Genomic DNA, 13,208 nt, shown 5'->3' on the forward strand with positions numbered 1-13,208 from the left:
TTGGTATCCTCTCCCTCCCCGAGGCTCCCATGAGCAATCGCACCCTGCCCCTCGACGACGCCATCTACCACTACCTGCTCGCCGCCTCCCTGCGGGAGCACCCGGAGCAGACGGCGCTGCGCAAGGCCACCCGCGCGCTCCCCGGGGCCCACATGCAGATCTCCCCGGAGCAGGGCCAGTTCATGCAGCTCCTCGTCAAGCTCCTGGGGGCCCGGCGGACCCTGGAGATCGGGGTGTTCACGGGCTACAGCGCCCTGTCGGTGGCCCTGGCGCTGCCGCCCTACGGCCACCTCCTGGCCTGCGACGTGAACGCGGACACCACGTCGGTGGCGCTCCCCCACTGGCAGCGGGCCGGGGTGGCCGAGCGCATCGAGCTGGTCCTGGCCCCGGCCCTGGAAACGCTGGACGCTCGCCTGACGGCAGGGCAGGGCGGCACGTACGACTTCGCCTTCATCGACGCCGACAAGACGTCCTACGAGGCCTACTTCGAGCGCTGCCTGGCCCTGGTGCGCCCGGGCGGCCTCATCGCCATCGACAACGTCCTCTGGAACGGCCGCGTCGCCCACCCGGCCGCCGACGCCGACACCGCGGCGATCCAGCGGCTCAACGCCAGGCTCCTCGGGGACGAGCGGGTGGACCTGTCCATGGTCCCCATCGGGGACGGCCTCACGCTGGCCCGGAAGAGGTAGAACCCAGGCTCTCGTAGCGCGACCCCCGGTCCGTGGGGGTGCTCCGGTAGAGGAGCACCTCCCCCGCCTCGAACGCGAGATCCGGCCCCGGGACCAGGTCCGCCGGGTCCACGGGCTCCTTCATGCGCGCCAGGGTGATGTGGGGCCGCAGGGGCTTGTCGTCGAAGGCGATTCCCAGGCTCCTCAGGCCGGCCCGCAGGTCCGAGGCCAGGGCGTCCAGCGCGGGCTGGGGGCGGAAGGCCAGGTGGAGGATCCTGGACCTCGCGAACAGGCCCAGGCCGGCGGTCTCCAGGAGGAAGGGGGCCCGGCCTGCGGCGGCGCTCCGGGCGACGCCCAGCAGGTCGGGGACCCTGGCCGGGTCCTGGTCGCCCAGGAAGGCCAGGGTGAGGTGGAGGCCGTCCAGCGAGGGCAGGGCGGCGCGGCGGCCCTGGAGCTGGCGCTGGATCCCGGCGGCCAGGTCCCTCACGCCTTCGGGGGCCGGCAGGGCGAAGAAGAGGCGCAGCGCGGTCACTCCCCGGCCCAGCCTTGCCAGATCCGCTGCAGGAGGCTCGAGTCGTGGTCCTCCACCACCACCAGGTGCCGGGTCTCGGGCCGGCCGCCCTCGGCGTGCTCGTAGGCGGCGGCCAGGACGGCGCGGTCCTGGGCGGTGGCGCGGTGGTGCTGGCGCAGGTGCTCGCCCATGGTGGAGCTCAGGTAGGTCTCCAGGAACCGGGGCGGCCCGGTCCGGTCGGGCTCCTCGAACAGGGCCCAGCGCATGGCCCCGTCCCGCAGCCGCAGGCGCCGCACGGCCTCCATGGCGCCCAGGAACGCCGTCCTGCGTTCGGGGAACACGTGGTACTCCATCTGCACCAGGATGGGGCCGGCTTCAGGCGGGATGGAGGTGGGGGCGTGGGGCGCGTCGTGGTGGGGACCCAGGTCCAGAACCTCGTCGAAGGCGGTGATGCGCAGCCGGTGCAGGGCCGCCAGGGCCGCGAGCATGCCCAGGGCCGACAGGCCCATGGCCGCGCGGATCCCGGCGTGCTGGGCCACGACGCCCCAGAAGGCCGCGCCCAGGGCCATGGCCCCGCCCCAGACCGTATGGTAGGTGCCGAAGGCCCGTGCCTTCACCCAGGGCGGCACGGAAAGCTGGATGGCGGTGTTGATGGTGGAGAGGATCCCCAGCCAGCTCATGCCCGAGAAGAACAGGCACAGGGCCACCGTGGGGGTGTGGGGCACGTAGGCCATGACGCCCTGGCACACGGCGGCCAGCAGCGTGTAGCCGGCCAGGATGCGGCTGGTGTCGAACCGGTCCCGCAGCGGACCCAGGAAGAAGACCCCGGCCACCGCCCCCGCGCCCACGCAGCCCATGAGGGCGCCGAAGGCCTCCGAACCCAGGTGGAGGTGCAGGATGGCCAGGGAGGGCAGCAGGGAGAAGATGACCCCCGCGAACCAGGAGTAGCCCAGGGCGCGCAGCAGGATGATCTGGAAGGGCCGGCTGTGCCGGGCGTACCGGAAGCCCACCTTCAGGGCCCCCAGGAAGCGCTCCCCGGGGAGGCTGGAGATGGGAGGCCGCCGCTCCCACGAGGCCAGCACCGCCACCACCGCCAGGAAGGAGACCGCGTTGAGCGCGAAGGCCCACCCCGCGCCCAGGAGTCCGACGATGAGCCCGCCCACCGCCGGGCCCAGGGCCCGGCTCACGTTGAAGCCGGCGCTGTTGAGGGCCACGCCCCCGGCCAGGTGCTTGCGGTCCAGCAATTCGGGCACGATGGCCTGGAAGGCCGGCATGCTCAGCGCCGACCCGATGCCGATGAGGAAGGACATGACCAGCAGCACCGGGGGCGTGATCTGGTGAAGGAAGGTCAGGCCCGAGAGCAGCCCCGCGCACCCCAGCATGAAGACCTGCGTGGCCAGGAGCAGCCGCCGGCGGTCCACGATGTCCGCAAGGGCCCCCGCCGTGAGCCCCAGCAGGAGCACCGGGAGGGTCGTCCCCGTCTCGATGAGGGCCACGAGCAGGGGGGAGGCGGTGAGGTGGGCCATCTGCCACTTCTCGCCCACGCTTTGGATCTGGGTGCCCACGTTGGAAGCCATGTTGGCGATCCAGACCATCATGAAGATCCGGGACGCCAAGGGGTCCAGGAGCCGTGTTCGCACGGGCGCCGCTTCCGTCATCGGGCGATGTTAACACATCGGTCCGGCTAGCCGATGCGCACCCAGCCCCACTGCCGGCCTTCGAGGTCGCCGCGGCGATAGGAATACAGGAGGTCCGGCTCGCAGTACGTGCACCGGGCCACCGATCCGTCCTTGGCCCTGTCCAGGCCCAGGTCCAGGGCCTGGGCGCGCAGGAAGCCGTGGAGGTCCAGGTGGGGCCTGCCCCGGGGGCCGGGGGCGGCCAGGGCGTCGTTCCAGGCGGGGTCCTTGAACGCGGCGTCCAGGACCTCCTCGCCCACCTCGAAGTGGCACTTCAGGATGGCGGGGCCCAGGGCCCAGGCCAGGTCCCCGGGGCGGCCCCCCTGGTCCCGGAAGACGGCGACGCCCTTGCGCAGGATGCCCGCCACGGCGCCGCGCCAGCCGGCATGGAGGGCGGCGGCCCAGGGCCCCTGGGGGGTCAGGCCGGCCAGGAGCACCGGGACGCAGTCCGCCACCCGCACGCCCACGGCGCACCCGGGCTCCCGGGTCCAGATGCCGTCGGCGGCCTGCACCTCTCCGGTGGCGGCCACCACCCCGCAGCCGTGCACCTGCCGGAGCCGCACGGGGGGGAGGGTGGAGGGATCGTCCTGGCGGGTGGAGAAACCCCAGGCGAGGGGGAAGGGGGGAGCGACGGCGGGCTGCAGCATGGGAGCGGGGACCTCGATTTATGAACTTACCTGGGCCGGGACCCAAGCGGTAATTTGGGTTTGATTCTGACAGGCGGACTCAATATCGTATTCAAGCGGGTTCAATTCAATGGGAGATTAATGCGCGGGTCAGGTGCCTATTGCCTGGCAGCTTGGTCAGTGGCAGCCCTCGGGGCCCAGGAACCCGTGCGCAACCTTCAGCTCAGCACCTTCGGCACCCTGGGACTGGCCCGCACGGACTCGGACCTGGTGGGGTTCCGCAGGGACGGGGCCCAGTATGACGGGATCTTCACGAAGGTCACCGGCAAGCTGGACAGCCGCATCGGGATCCAGGCCAGCTCCCGCCTGACCCCGGACCTCCTGGCCACGGTCCAGGTGCTGAGCCGGGAGCGCTACGACGGCTCGTGGAAACCCGGCATGCCCTGGGCCACCCTCACCTGGAGCCCCGCCCCCGGGCTCCAGGTGCGGGCGGGGGTCTTCAACTTCAACGAGACGCCCGCCGGGGACAACCTGGAGGTGGGCCACACCTTCCTCTGGGCCCGGCCCCCCGTGGAGGTCCTGGGCGGCGGCATGACCACCGTGCGGGGGGTGTGGGTCGCCAAGACCTTCCAGCCCTGGCCGGGCGCGACCCTGGAGGCCTCGGCGGAGTACGGCACCCTCCTGGGAAAGCATCCCGTCGACCATGTGGGCCCCTGGGACGTGACGGGCTCACCCACCGGCGGAGCCAGGCTGGTCCTCTACACCGGGGGCTGGAAGCTCATCGCCGGCACCGCGGCCGCGAAGTTCTCCGCCAACGTGCCCGAGCCGGTCCCGACCATCCAGACCCTCCTGCGGGGCTTCAGCGCCTATCTCAACGATCCCCGGCCGGCCCAGGCCGCGGACGCCCTGGAAGGCAGGGGCAGGACGATCTCCACCACCTACGTCTGCGGGGTGTGGGCCGAGGGGCCCTTCGAGGTCCAGGGCTACCTGGGCCGCTCCATCACCAATTCCTTCTCGTCCCCGCCGACCTGGCAGGGCTACGCCTCCTTCGGCTGGCGGCTGGGGAACCTGGTGCCGTACGCCATGGCCGCCAGGGCCGAAGTGAGCGCTCCCCGGGTGCCGGACCTGGGGACGCTGCGCACGGTCACGGGGCCCCTGGCCACCCTGGCGGAGTACCTCGCCTATGCCGTCGACACCATCGCCCGCGCCCGGGCCGCGAACCAGTGGACCTTCACCACGGGCCTGCGCTGGGACTTCGCCCGGTGGGGTGACCTGAAGTTCCAGGTCGACAGCCTGCGGGCCCCCGGCCGCGGCACGGGCAACCTCTATGTCCCCACCCAGGGGGAACCGCCACCCTGGAACGGGCGCCTGACGGTGTACAGCGTCACCCTGGACTTCCAGTTCGGGGGCGGGCGATGAGCCGCCGCGCCGCCCTCCTCCTGTTCGCGGCCTGCAGCCTGTGGGGACAGGTTGGGGACCTGGCCGTGGTCGTCAACACCGACAGCGGGGTGGTGAGCGTCACGCCCGAGGAGGCGCGCAACCTCTTCCTGGGGCGCCAGAAGTATCTGAACGCCAAACTCATGGCCCTGCCCGTGGAACAGGTGGTCCCGGAGGCGACGCGGGAGCAGTTCTACGCGCGGCTGGTGCGCATGCCCGTGGCCCAGGTGCGGGCCTACTGGGCCCGGCTGTACTTCACCGGCAAGGCGCAGCCTCCGCTCCAGACCTCGAGCGCCGAGGAGACCCTGGGCATCGTGGCCGCCAACCGCGGCGCCGTGGGCTTCGTGGAGAAGGACAAGCTGGACCGGCGGGTGCGCGTGGTGCTGGTGCTCACCGGCAAGGGGCCGGGGTGATTCCGCGGCTCCCGGCGCTGGGCCTGGCGCTGGCCCTGGCGGCCGGGGCCCAGGAACCCGCGCGCAACCTCCGGTTCAGCGCCTTCGGCACCCTGGGCGCGGCCCGGACCGACACCGCGCTCGTGGGCTACCGCCGCGACGTCACCGGCTACAAGGGGATCTTCGACAAGCCCGCCTGGGACCTGGACACCCGCATCGGGGTGCAGGTCAGCGGCAGGCTGGGCGAGAGCCTCCTCGCGACCCTCCAGGTGGTCAGCAGGCAGCGGTACGACAACACCTTCCGGCCCGACCCCACCTGGGCCACCCTCTCCTGGACGCCCACGCCCGGGTTCCAGCTGCGGGCCGGCCTGCTCAGCTTCGACAACCTGCCCATGGGGGACCTCGCCAACGTGGGCTACACCTACCTCTGGGTGCGGCCGCCGGTGGAGGTCTTCGGCCCGGTGCCGCTCAGCCGCATGCGGGGCGTCGACGCGGAGCGGACCTTCCTCCTGGACTCCGGCGCGGTGCTGGAGGTGAAGGCCTTCCACGGCTCCTCGGTGGACAAGGTCACCGTCGACCACATCGGCGAATGGGACTTCCGCGGGGGAAGGCTCTACGGCGGCGCGGTGAAATTCACAGCGGGCGGCTTCAGGGCCCGCCTCGGCGCCAATTTCTTCCGGTTCCCCAACGACATCCCGGAGCCCGTGCCGGCCCTGCAGGCCTACCTGCGGTCCTTCGCGGACCTCCTGCGCGACCCGGGCCTCGCCGCCTCCGCCGACGCCTTCGGCACCCGCGGGCGGAGCCTGCGCTCCGCCCAGCTGAGCCTGGCGTGGGAAGCCGGCCCCTGGCAGGCCCAGGGCGCCGTCAGCCGCGCGTCCTCGGACAACTTCCTGTTCCAGCCCGCCTGGAGCGGGTTCGCCTCCCTGGGCTACCGCGTGGGCAAGGTGGTGCCCTACGGGATGTTCGCCCGAAACGTCTCCAGGCGGGCCCCGCTCCCCTACCTGGGGGCCCTGCCGTCCCTGACGGGCCCCCTGGGCCCCGCGGCCCGGAGCCTGGCGGACACCCTGACCGCGATCACCCGCGCCCGCGGGGTGGACCAGGGCACCCTGACGGCGGGCCTGCGCTGGGATTTCGCGCCCCAGGCCGACCTGAAGTTCCAGGTGGACCGGGTGCGGTCCCACAACGCCACGGGCCTCCTCTACAACCCCGACCCCATGAGGCCCAGCGCCTGGAACGGCCGGGAGACGGTCGTCTCCATCACCCTGGACTTCATCCTGGGAGGCGGCCGGTGACGCGCCTCCTCCTGCTCCTCGCCCTGGCCTGCGCCCTGCGGGGCCAGGAACCCCTGGTGGTGATCGTGAACCCGGAAAGCGGCGTAACCCGCCTGACCCGCACCGAGGCCGTGAACATCTTCATGGGCCGCACCCGGCGCCTGCCCTCGGGGCTTGTGGCCCTGCCGGTGGAGCAGGCCGAACCCGGCGGGCCGCGGGAGCGGTTCTACGAGGTCCTGGCCGACCTGCCCCTGCCGCAGGTGCGGGCCTATTGGGCCCGGCTCTACTTCTCCGGCCAGGCCCAGCCCCCCCGGCAGACCGGGAGCGCCGAGGAGACCCTGCGGGTGGTGGCCGCCAACCGCGGCGCGGTGGGGTTCGTGGAGCAGAGCAAGGTGGACCGCCGCGTGAAGCCCGTGCTGGTGCTGGACGGGAAGGAGGGACCGTGAAGCTCCGGAACAGCCTCGTCGTGAGAACGACCCTGCAGGTGATGGGGATCGCGCTGGTGCTCGGCTTCGTGTCCCTGGGCTTCGGGGGGGGCACCCTGGCCCGGCGCTGGGAACGGGCGCGGCAGCAGGAGGCGCTGGAGGCCCTGCTGGACGTGGTGGCGCCCTCGGCCAGCGCCGCGTGCTTCGCCGACGACGGGGTCCTGGCCGACCAGGTGGTGCGGGGCCTCATCGGCACCCCCTCGGTGCAGGGCGCACGCATCCGCGCGGGGGACCGGGTGCTGGCCGAGGCCAGCCGCACCGTGCCCGCGCCCGGTGCCGCCTCCCTTACCCGGTCCCTGCAGAGCCCCTTCGCCCCGGAGTCCGTCCTGGGCGAGCTGGTGCTCTTCCCCGACCCCGGAGAGGCCCGGCGCCAGGGCGCCCACGCCGCGGGCCTGTTCCGCACGTGGTCCCTGGGCATCCTGGCCATCCTGGCCGGGGGCCTGGCCCTGACGGTGCACCAGGTGATCATCGCCCCCATCACCGCCCTGACCCGCGAACTCCACGCCCTGCAGGCCGGCGCCGGAGGGCGCCTGGCGACCCCGAAGGGGCACCACCGGGATGAGCTGGGCCAGCTGGTGGGCGACGTGAACGCCCTGCTGGAGCGCATGGTCGAGGCCATGTGGAAGGAGCAGGCCCTGGGCCAGCGCCAGCTCCAGGACGGACGTCTGGTCCAGGCCCCGGGCGGGGACGTGGGGGCCAACCTCATCGTGGTGCGCGGCGACGGGGGCCTGGAGGCCTGGACCCCAGGCGTCCAGCGCCTTCTGGGCCAGGAGCCCCTGCCGGGCGCTCCGGTGCCCACCCTGTTCGGAACCCAGGCCGGTCGCGTGGGCGAGGCCCTGGACCGGTGCCGCGCCTCCGGTTCCGCCCTTGCGACCCTGCGCATGCCGGACCCGGCGGGCCCGGGCCACCGGTGGCTGCACCTCACCCTGGACCGCATCGGTCCCGGGTGGTGCCAGGGCCTCCTGGCGGACGTCACGTCCTACCTGGACGCCCCCGCCGCCGGGGGAGGCCTGGAGGTGAAGGACCCGGTCACCGGGGCCCTGAACCGCCTCGGGGCCGAGCACGCCCTGGAGGAGCGCTTCGCCTCCGGCACCCGGGGCCCCGGTCTCCTCCTCCTGGCCCTGGACGGCCTGGAGCGCGCCCCAGGCGGCCGGGACGAGATCCTGAGGCAGGCCGCGCAACGTCTGGCCGCCGGCACCCGCCGCTGGGACCTGCTGGCGCATCTGGGCGACGCCACCTTCCTGGTCATCCTGGACCGCCTGGAGGATACGGAGGCCGGGATGAAACGGGCCCAGGCCCTGGTCGAGAGGCTGGGCATCCCCTTTCCCCTGGCTGCGGGAGGCGAGGCCCGCATCACCGCCAGCGCAGGGTTGACGCTGCGCAGGCCGGGGGAGGGGCCCAGCCGCCAGGCCCTGCTCGAACGCGCCGGCACGGCCCTGGCCGAGGCCCAGCGGAACGGGGGAGGGCTCTGCCTCCTCGACTAGGGCGAGGCACCGCCTGCGAAGGGGCTGGGTCTGCCTGCCCGACCTCATCCCTTCCATTTCCGTCCATCCCATTAAAATAAATAGCTAACCAGTTTCTTTTGCTAGCTTTAGACTGGCCAGGTCAGGGATGTCGCATCCAAGGTCCTTCAGGCGCCTTGCGAGGTGACGTGCCTCACGACGCAGGCTGAGCGGCTCTTGGAGCAGCGGGCGTTGGGGTAGATGCGGACCTGGGGGCGCGGCCTGCCTCCAGCTTACCGGATCCCGGCCCCTGGATTCCCACGGTTGGCCCCTGGCCGGTGGCTTTTGCCGTCCGGCTGCCTAGGCTGGTGCCGGAGGTTCCCATGCATTCCTTCCCGCTCGTCCTTCTCTTCGTGGCCACGGCCCTCGCCGCCCAGGCGCCCGCCCTCGTACTTCCCCAGGCCAGCCCCAGGGCGAAGGTCGCCCAGACCGTGGGGCTCACCGAGATCAGCGTCGTCTACGCCCGCCCCTCCGTCCATGGCCGCAAGGTGTGGGGGGAACTGGTGCCCTTCGGCCAGGTGTGGCGGGCGGGCGCCAACGAGAACACCGTCATCACCTTCTCCACCCCGGTCAAGGCCGGCGGCGTGGCGCTTCCCGCAGGAAGCTACGGGCTCCACATGCTGCCCGCCGCCTCGGCGTGGACGGTCATCCTCAGCACCCAGAGCCAGGCCTGGGGAAGCTTCAGCTACGACCCCAAGGAGGATGCCGCCCGGTTTGCCGTGACCCCGGTTCCCGCCGAGGACCTGGACCGCCTGGCCTACACCTTCGACGACGTCTCCGACAACGCCGCGACCCTTTCCCTCCGCTGGGAGAAGCTGCGCCTGCCCATCCGCATCGAGGTGGACACGAACCAGGTGGTGGTCGCGAGCCTGCGGGAGCAGCTCCGGGGTCTGCCGCGGTTCTTCCCCGAGGGCTGGGCGGGTGCGGCCGGCTGGTGCGCCCGCCATGACGTCAACCTGGAGGAGGCCATGGGCTGGATCGACCGCTCCCTGGAGATGAAGGCGACCTTCAACGGCCTGCGCACCAAGGCCCTCCTCCTGGAAAAGCGCGGCGACGCCGCCGGCGCCGCGGGCTTCCGGGCCAAGGCCATGGCCGTGGCCACCGAGGCCGACGTGAACAACCTGGCCTACGCCCTGCTGGGGCAGGGCAAGGTGGACGAGGCCCTGGACCTGCTCCGCAGGAACGTGAAGGACCACCCGGAGTCCTGGAACGCCTACGACAGCCTCGCCGAGGGCCTGGCCGCCAAGGGCGACAAGCCCGCCGCCATCCAGAACTACCAGAAGGCCCTGGAGATGGTGAAGGCGGAGGACCAGCGCACGCGCATCCGGGGGGAACTTGCGAAGCTGAAGTGATCTAGAGGCTCTACTTCAGATCCTCCAGATTCCCGGGTTCCCGTCAAACCGAATCCCTGCAACCGCCCGGTTGTTAATTCCAGGGAACGGCCGTTCGGGCCGCGGGCGGCGCCGCCAGGGAGCCTTGGCGGACGTACGACTTGCGCGGGAAAGCCAGAGTACTGGAATATTAGGTATCCTCCCTGGCGCTACCGGTGGCGGGGCAGACCGCACCCGAGTCCGAAGGAAACCCTAATGCTGATGATGGCCTTGGTCCCCCCTGCAACCGTGCAACCCGCGGTCGTGGCGCCCAAGTCCTTCGGACCGCTGGTGGAGGCCCTGGAGGACGTGGCGGAGGCCTACATCAACGGGCGGGAGGCCGACCTTCCCGCCCTGGTCGTCGCGTCCCGGAAGGCCTGGGAGAACGCCAGGCGGAACCACCCTCCCGTCCTCACCGACCCGGAGGCGCAGGCCATCGACCGGGGCCTGGATACCATGCCCATCCTGAAACCGCGGCACATGGCGGAGTCCGCCCTGGGCCTGGCCGGTACGGTCCTCGGCCGCATGCGGCCCTCGCGGACCCGGGCCCGCCTCGCCGCTGACCTGGCGACCATGCTGGCCTGGTGCCGGGTGGAGGCGCGGTCCTGGGACCAGGTCCCCAACGTGGCCGAGGCCTGCCAGCCTTTCCTCGACCACTGCGCGGGCGGCCGGCATTCCGCCGAGGCCCGGCGGATCACCGACTACCTGGGCGTGCTCCAGGACGACCTTGCCAACCGCTCGGTTCCGGGCGCCAAGCGGGACCTTCGCCGCCTCCTGGAACTCATCGACCAGGCCGAGAAACCCTGATCCGGGAGGCCGGCCGGGCGTTTCCTCGTTGACTCTTGCCGCCAAGCGTCGAGAATGCTGGACAAAGGCGACAGTCGCGAAGGGGCCACCTGCCATGAATCCGTTGGGGGATCCGAGCCAACCCGAGGGACCGGCCGCCGCCTGGTCGGGGCTGATGAACCTTCTGCCCTGCGGCATCCTCCTCGCGGACGCCGAGGGGCGGATCCTGGAGGCCAATCCCGCCGCGGCCCGCATCCTGGGGCTGGACCGCGCGTCCCTGCTCGCGCTCGGGCTTCCCGCCCTCCGGTCCCGGGATCCGGAGGCCACGCCCCGCCTCGAATGGACCGAAATCCCCCTGCCCGGCGGCGGGGCGCTGGCGTCCTTCCAGGACGTCACCGCCTCCCTGGCCCAGGCCCGGCACCTCGACCGCATGACCACGCTCTACGCAGCCCTGAGCCAGGTGAACCAGGCCATCGTCTGGTCTCCCACCCGGGAAAGGCTCCTGGACAAGATCTGCGAAGTCATGGTCGAGGACGGCCGGTTCACCCTGGCCTGGATCGGCATGGACGACCCGGAAACCCACGAGGTGCACATCGCCAGCATCTACGGGGACCGCACCGGCGCCCTGGAGGGCCTCCGGGTGCGCAGCGACGACAGCGAGCTCGGACGGGGCGGCGTGGGCGGGACCATCCGGGAGGGCCGCTCCTGCGTGATCAACGACTTCTTCGCCTCGGAACGGCTCAGGCCCTGGTTCGACCGGGCCCGGGCGGCCGGCTTTGCGGCCATGGCCTCCTTCCCCATCCGCAAGGGCGGACGGGTGGTGGGGGCCCTGGTGGTGTACGCCTCGGTCCGGAACTTCTTCGGCCCGGACGAACTCAAGCTCCTGGAGGAGGCCGCGGGGGACGTGTCCTTCGCCCTGGACCACCTGGAGATGGAGGGGAAGCGCCGGGAGGCGGAGGAGCGCCTGCGGGAGTCGGAGGAACGGTACCGGACCCAGTTCGACATGGCCTCCGAAGGGATCATGGCCCTCACGCCCGAGGGGGAGCTGGTCGATGTCAACGAGGCCTTCGCGCGGATGCACGGCTACACCCGGGAGGAGATCCTGGGGATGAAGCTGGAGGACCTGGACTCGCCGGATTCGTACCTGCAGGTGGGCGAGCGGATGCGCCGCATCAACGCCGGCGAGGAGCCCATCTTCGAAGTGGAGCACCGCCACCGCAACGGGCACCTCATCCACCTCGAGGTTTCAGCCGGCCTGATCCAGTCGGGCGGGAAGCGCATCATCCTCAACTACCACCGCGACATCACCGAGCGCAGGCGGGTGGAGGACTCCATCCGCCAGGCCCAGAAGCTGGAGAGCCTGGGCGTCCTGGCCGGGGGCATCGCCCACGACTTCAACAACCTGCTCACCGCGATCATGGGCAACCTGAACCTCGCCCAGGCCAAGGTGGGCGAGCATTCCCAGGCCCGCCCCTACCTGGAGAAGGTGGAGAACACGGTCCTCCGGGCCGCCGAGCTCAGCCGGCAGATGCTGGCCTACTCCGGCAAGGGCCACTTCGTCGTCAAGCCGAGGGATCTCAACGCGATCATCCAGGAGATGACGGGCCTGCTGGCGGCCTCCCTGCCCAAGCTGATCCGCCTGGACCTCCATCTCGCCCCCGACCTGCCCCTGTTCAAGGCCGACGGCGCCCAGATCCAGCAGGTGGTGCTCAACCTCATCACCAACGCCGCCGAGGCCATCGGCAACCGGGAAGGCGGGATCTCGATCACGACCTACAACGCGGACCTGGACCGGGAGGTCCTCACCTCCGGCTTCCCCGGCCAGCCCATGGAGGCCGGCAGGTATCTGGTCCTCTCGGTGGCCGACACCGGCTGCGGCATCGAACCCCAGGTCCTCTCCCGCATCTTCGATCCCTTCTTCACCACCAAGACCACCGGCCGCGGCCTCGGCCTTTCCGCCATGCTGGGCATCCTCAAGGGCCACAAGGCCGGCATCCACATCGAGACCGAAGTGGGCCAGGGCACCACCTTCCAGGTGTTCTTCCCCGCCCTGGGCGCGGACGAGGCCCCGGAGGACCAGGCCCCCGCCCGCCGTGAGCGCCACCGGGCCGGCACGATCCTGCTGGTGGACGACGAGGAGATGATCCTGGAGAGCACGTCCCCGGCCCTGGAGTCCCTGGGCTTTCGCGTGATCAAGGCCCGCGACGGCGTGCAGGCCCTGGAACTGTTCATGGAGCGGTCCACGGAACTCGCCCTGGTGCTCATGGACCTCAGCATGCCCCGCATGGACGGCACCTCCGCCTTCCTGGCCATGCGCAGGATCCGCCCCGAAGTGCCGGTGCTCCTCACGAGCGGCTACGACCAGAAGGAGGCCACGGAGGACCTGCTGGCCCAGGGCCTGGCGGGTTTCGTGCAGAAGCCCTACCGCATCCGGGACCTGGCGCGGGAGCTGGACCGGGTGCTGGAGGGCAGGGGGTAGCCGGA

Annotated in this window: 12 protein-coding genes; 9 read left to right on the forward strand and 3 right to left on the reverse strand. The window is 71.7% G+C overall.

All coding sequences use genetic code 11. The features are described from left to right. Nucleotides 1–29 precede the first annotated feature (29 nt). Complete coding sequence (locus tag RAH40_RS01655) at nucleotides 30–689, forward strand: class I SAM-dependent methyltransferase (protein WP_306600312.1); 660 nt, start codon at nucleotides 30–32, stop codon at nucleotides 687–689. Here RAH40_RS01655 and thpR read toward each other — a convergent pair. The 3 genes from thpR to RAH40_RS01670 are packed head-to-tail and all read right to left on the reverse strand — an operon-like array spanning nucleotide 667 to nucleotide 3,502. Beyond that, nucleotides 667–1,200: an RNA 2',3'-cyclic phosphodiesterase gene (gene thpR, locus RAH40_RS01660; protein WP_306600313.1), complete on the reverse strand. Its 534-nt coding sequence runs from the start codon at nucleotides 1,198–1,200 to the stop codon at nucleotides 667–669. The genes RAH40_RS01655 and thpR overlap by 23 nt on opposite strands. Next, a complete protein-coding gene (locus RAH40_RS01665; RefSeq protein WP_306600314.1) occupies nucleotides 1,197–2,819 on the reverse strand; it encodes an MFS transporter in 1,623 nt (540 codons plus the stop codon). The genes thpR and RAH40_RS01665 overlap by 4 nt, the downstream gene beginning before the upstream one ends. Before the next feature lie 44 nt (nucleotides 2,820–2,863). Beyond that, a complete protein-coding gene (locus RAH40_RS01670) occupies nucleotides 2,864–3,502 on the reverse strand; it encodes a polyphenol oxidase family protein (RefSeq protein WP_306600315.1) in 639 nt (212 codons plus the stop codon). Between the two features lie 186 nt (nucleotides 3,503–3,688). On the opposite strand from RAH40_RS01670, the gene RAH40_RS01675 reads away from it, so the two are divergent. From RAH40_RS01675 to RAH40_RS01710, 8 genes are all read left to right on the forward strand, one after another. After that, nucleotides 3,689–4,900 (forward strand): hypothetical protein, encoded by a 1,212-nt coding sequence (locus RAH40_RS01675; RefSeq protein ID WP_306600316.1) that lies wholly within the window; start codon nucleotides 3,689–3,691, stop codon nucleotides 4,898–4,900. Then, nucleotides 4,897–5,331, forward strand: coding sequence for a hypothetical protein (locus tag RAH40_RS01680; protein ID WP_306600317.1), 435 nt, complete (start codon nucleotides 4,897–4,899; stop codon nucleotides 5,329–5,331). The genes RAH40_RS01675 and RAH40_RS01680 overlap by 4 nt, the downstream gene beginning before the upstream one ends. Further along, nucleotides 5,328–6,602, forward strand: a complete 1,275-nt coding sequence (locus tag RAH40_RS01685; RefSeq protein ID WP_306600318.1) for a hypothetical protein — start codon at nucleotides 5,328–5,330, stop codon at nucleotides 6,600–6,602. The genes RAH40_RS01680 and RAH40_RS01685 overlap by 4 nt, the downstream gene beginning before the upstream one ends. Next, nucleotides 6,599–7,027, forward strand: a complete 429-nt coding sequence (locus tag RAH40_RS01690) for a hypothetical protein (protein ID WP_306600319.1) — start codon at nucleotides 6,599–6,601, stop codon at nucleotides 7,025–7,027. The genes RAH40_RS01685 and RAH40_RS01690 overlap by 4 nt, the downstream gene beginning before the upstream one ends. Beyond that, nucleotides 7,024–8,550 carry a diguanylate cyclase domain-containing protein gene (locus RAH40_RS01695; protein ID WP_306600320.1) on the forward strand — a complete coding sequence of 509 codons (1,527 nt, stop codon included), beginning with the start codon at nucleotides 7,024–7,026 and terminating at the stop codon, nucleotides 8,548–8,550. The genes RAH40_RS01690 and RAH40_RS01695 overlap by 4 nt, the downstream gene beginning before the upstream one ends. Before the next feature lie 341 nt (nucleotides 8,551–8,891). Beyond that, complete coding sequence (locus RAH40_RS01700; RefSeq protein ID WP_306600321.1) at nucleotides 8,892–9,920, forward strand: DUF2911 domain-containing protein; 1,029 nt, start codon at nucleotides 8,892–8,894, stop codon at nucleotides 9,918–9,920. Nucleotides 9,921–10,154: 234 nt separating this feature from the next. After that, nucleotides 10,155–10,745: a hypothetical protein gene (locus RAH40_RS01705; protein WP_306600322.1), complete on the forward strand. Its 591-nt coding sequence runs from the start codon at nucleotides 10,155–10,157 to the stop codon at nucleotides 10,743–10,745. Nucleotides 10,746–10,899: 154 nt separating this feature from the next. Beyond that, complete coding sequence (locus RAH40_RS01710; RefSeq protein ID WP_306600323.1) at nucleotides 10,900–13,203, forward strand: PAS domain S-box protein; 2,304 nt, start codon at nucleotides 10,900–10,902, stop codon at nucleotides 13,201–13,203. The last annotated feature ends 5 nt before the right edge of the window (nucleotides 13,204–13,208 follow it).

Source organism: Geothrix sp. 21YS21S-2 (assembly GCF_030846775.1).
In the GTDB taxonomy this organism is placed as follows: Bacteria; Acidobacteriota; Holophagae; order Holophagales; family Holophagaceae; genus Mesoterricola.

Coding starts and splice junctions, on each gene's coding strand:
- RAH40_RS01670 (WP_306600315.1), bottom strand. CDS start 3,502: ATGCTGCAGCCCGCCGTCGCTCCCCCCTTCCCCCTCGCCTGGGGTTTC.
- RAH40_RS01680 (WP_306600317.1), top strand. CDS start 4,897: ATGAGCCGCCGCGCCGCCCTCCTCCTGTTCGCGGCCTGCAGCCTGTGG.
- RAH40_RS01710 (WP_306600323.1), top strand. CDS start 10,900: ATGAACCTTCTGCCCTGCGGCATCCTCCTCGCGGACGCCGAGGGGCGG.
- RAH40_RS01705 (WP_306600322.1), top strand. CDS start 10,155: ATGCTGATGATGGCCTTGGTCCCCCCTGCAACCGTGCAACCCGCGGTC.
- RAH40_RS01655 (WP_306600312.1), top strand. CDS start 30: ATGAGCAATCGCACCCTGCCCCTCGACGACGCCATCTACCACTACCTG.
- RAH40_RS01700 (WP_306600321.1), top strand. CDS start 8,892: ATGCATTCCTTCCCGCTCGTCCTTCTCTTCGTGGCCACGGCCCTCGCC.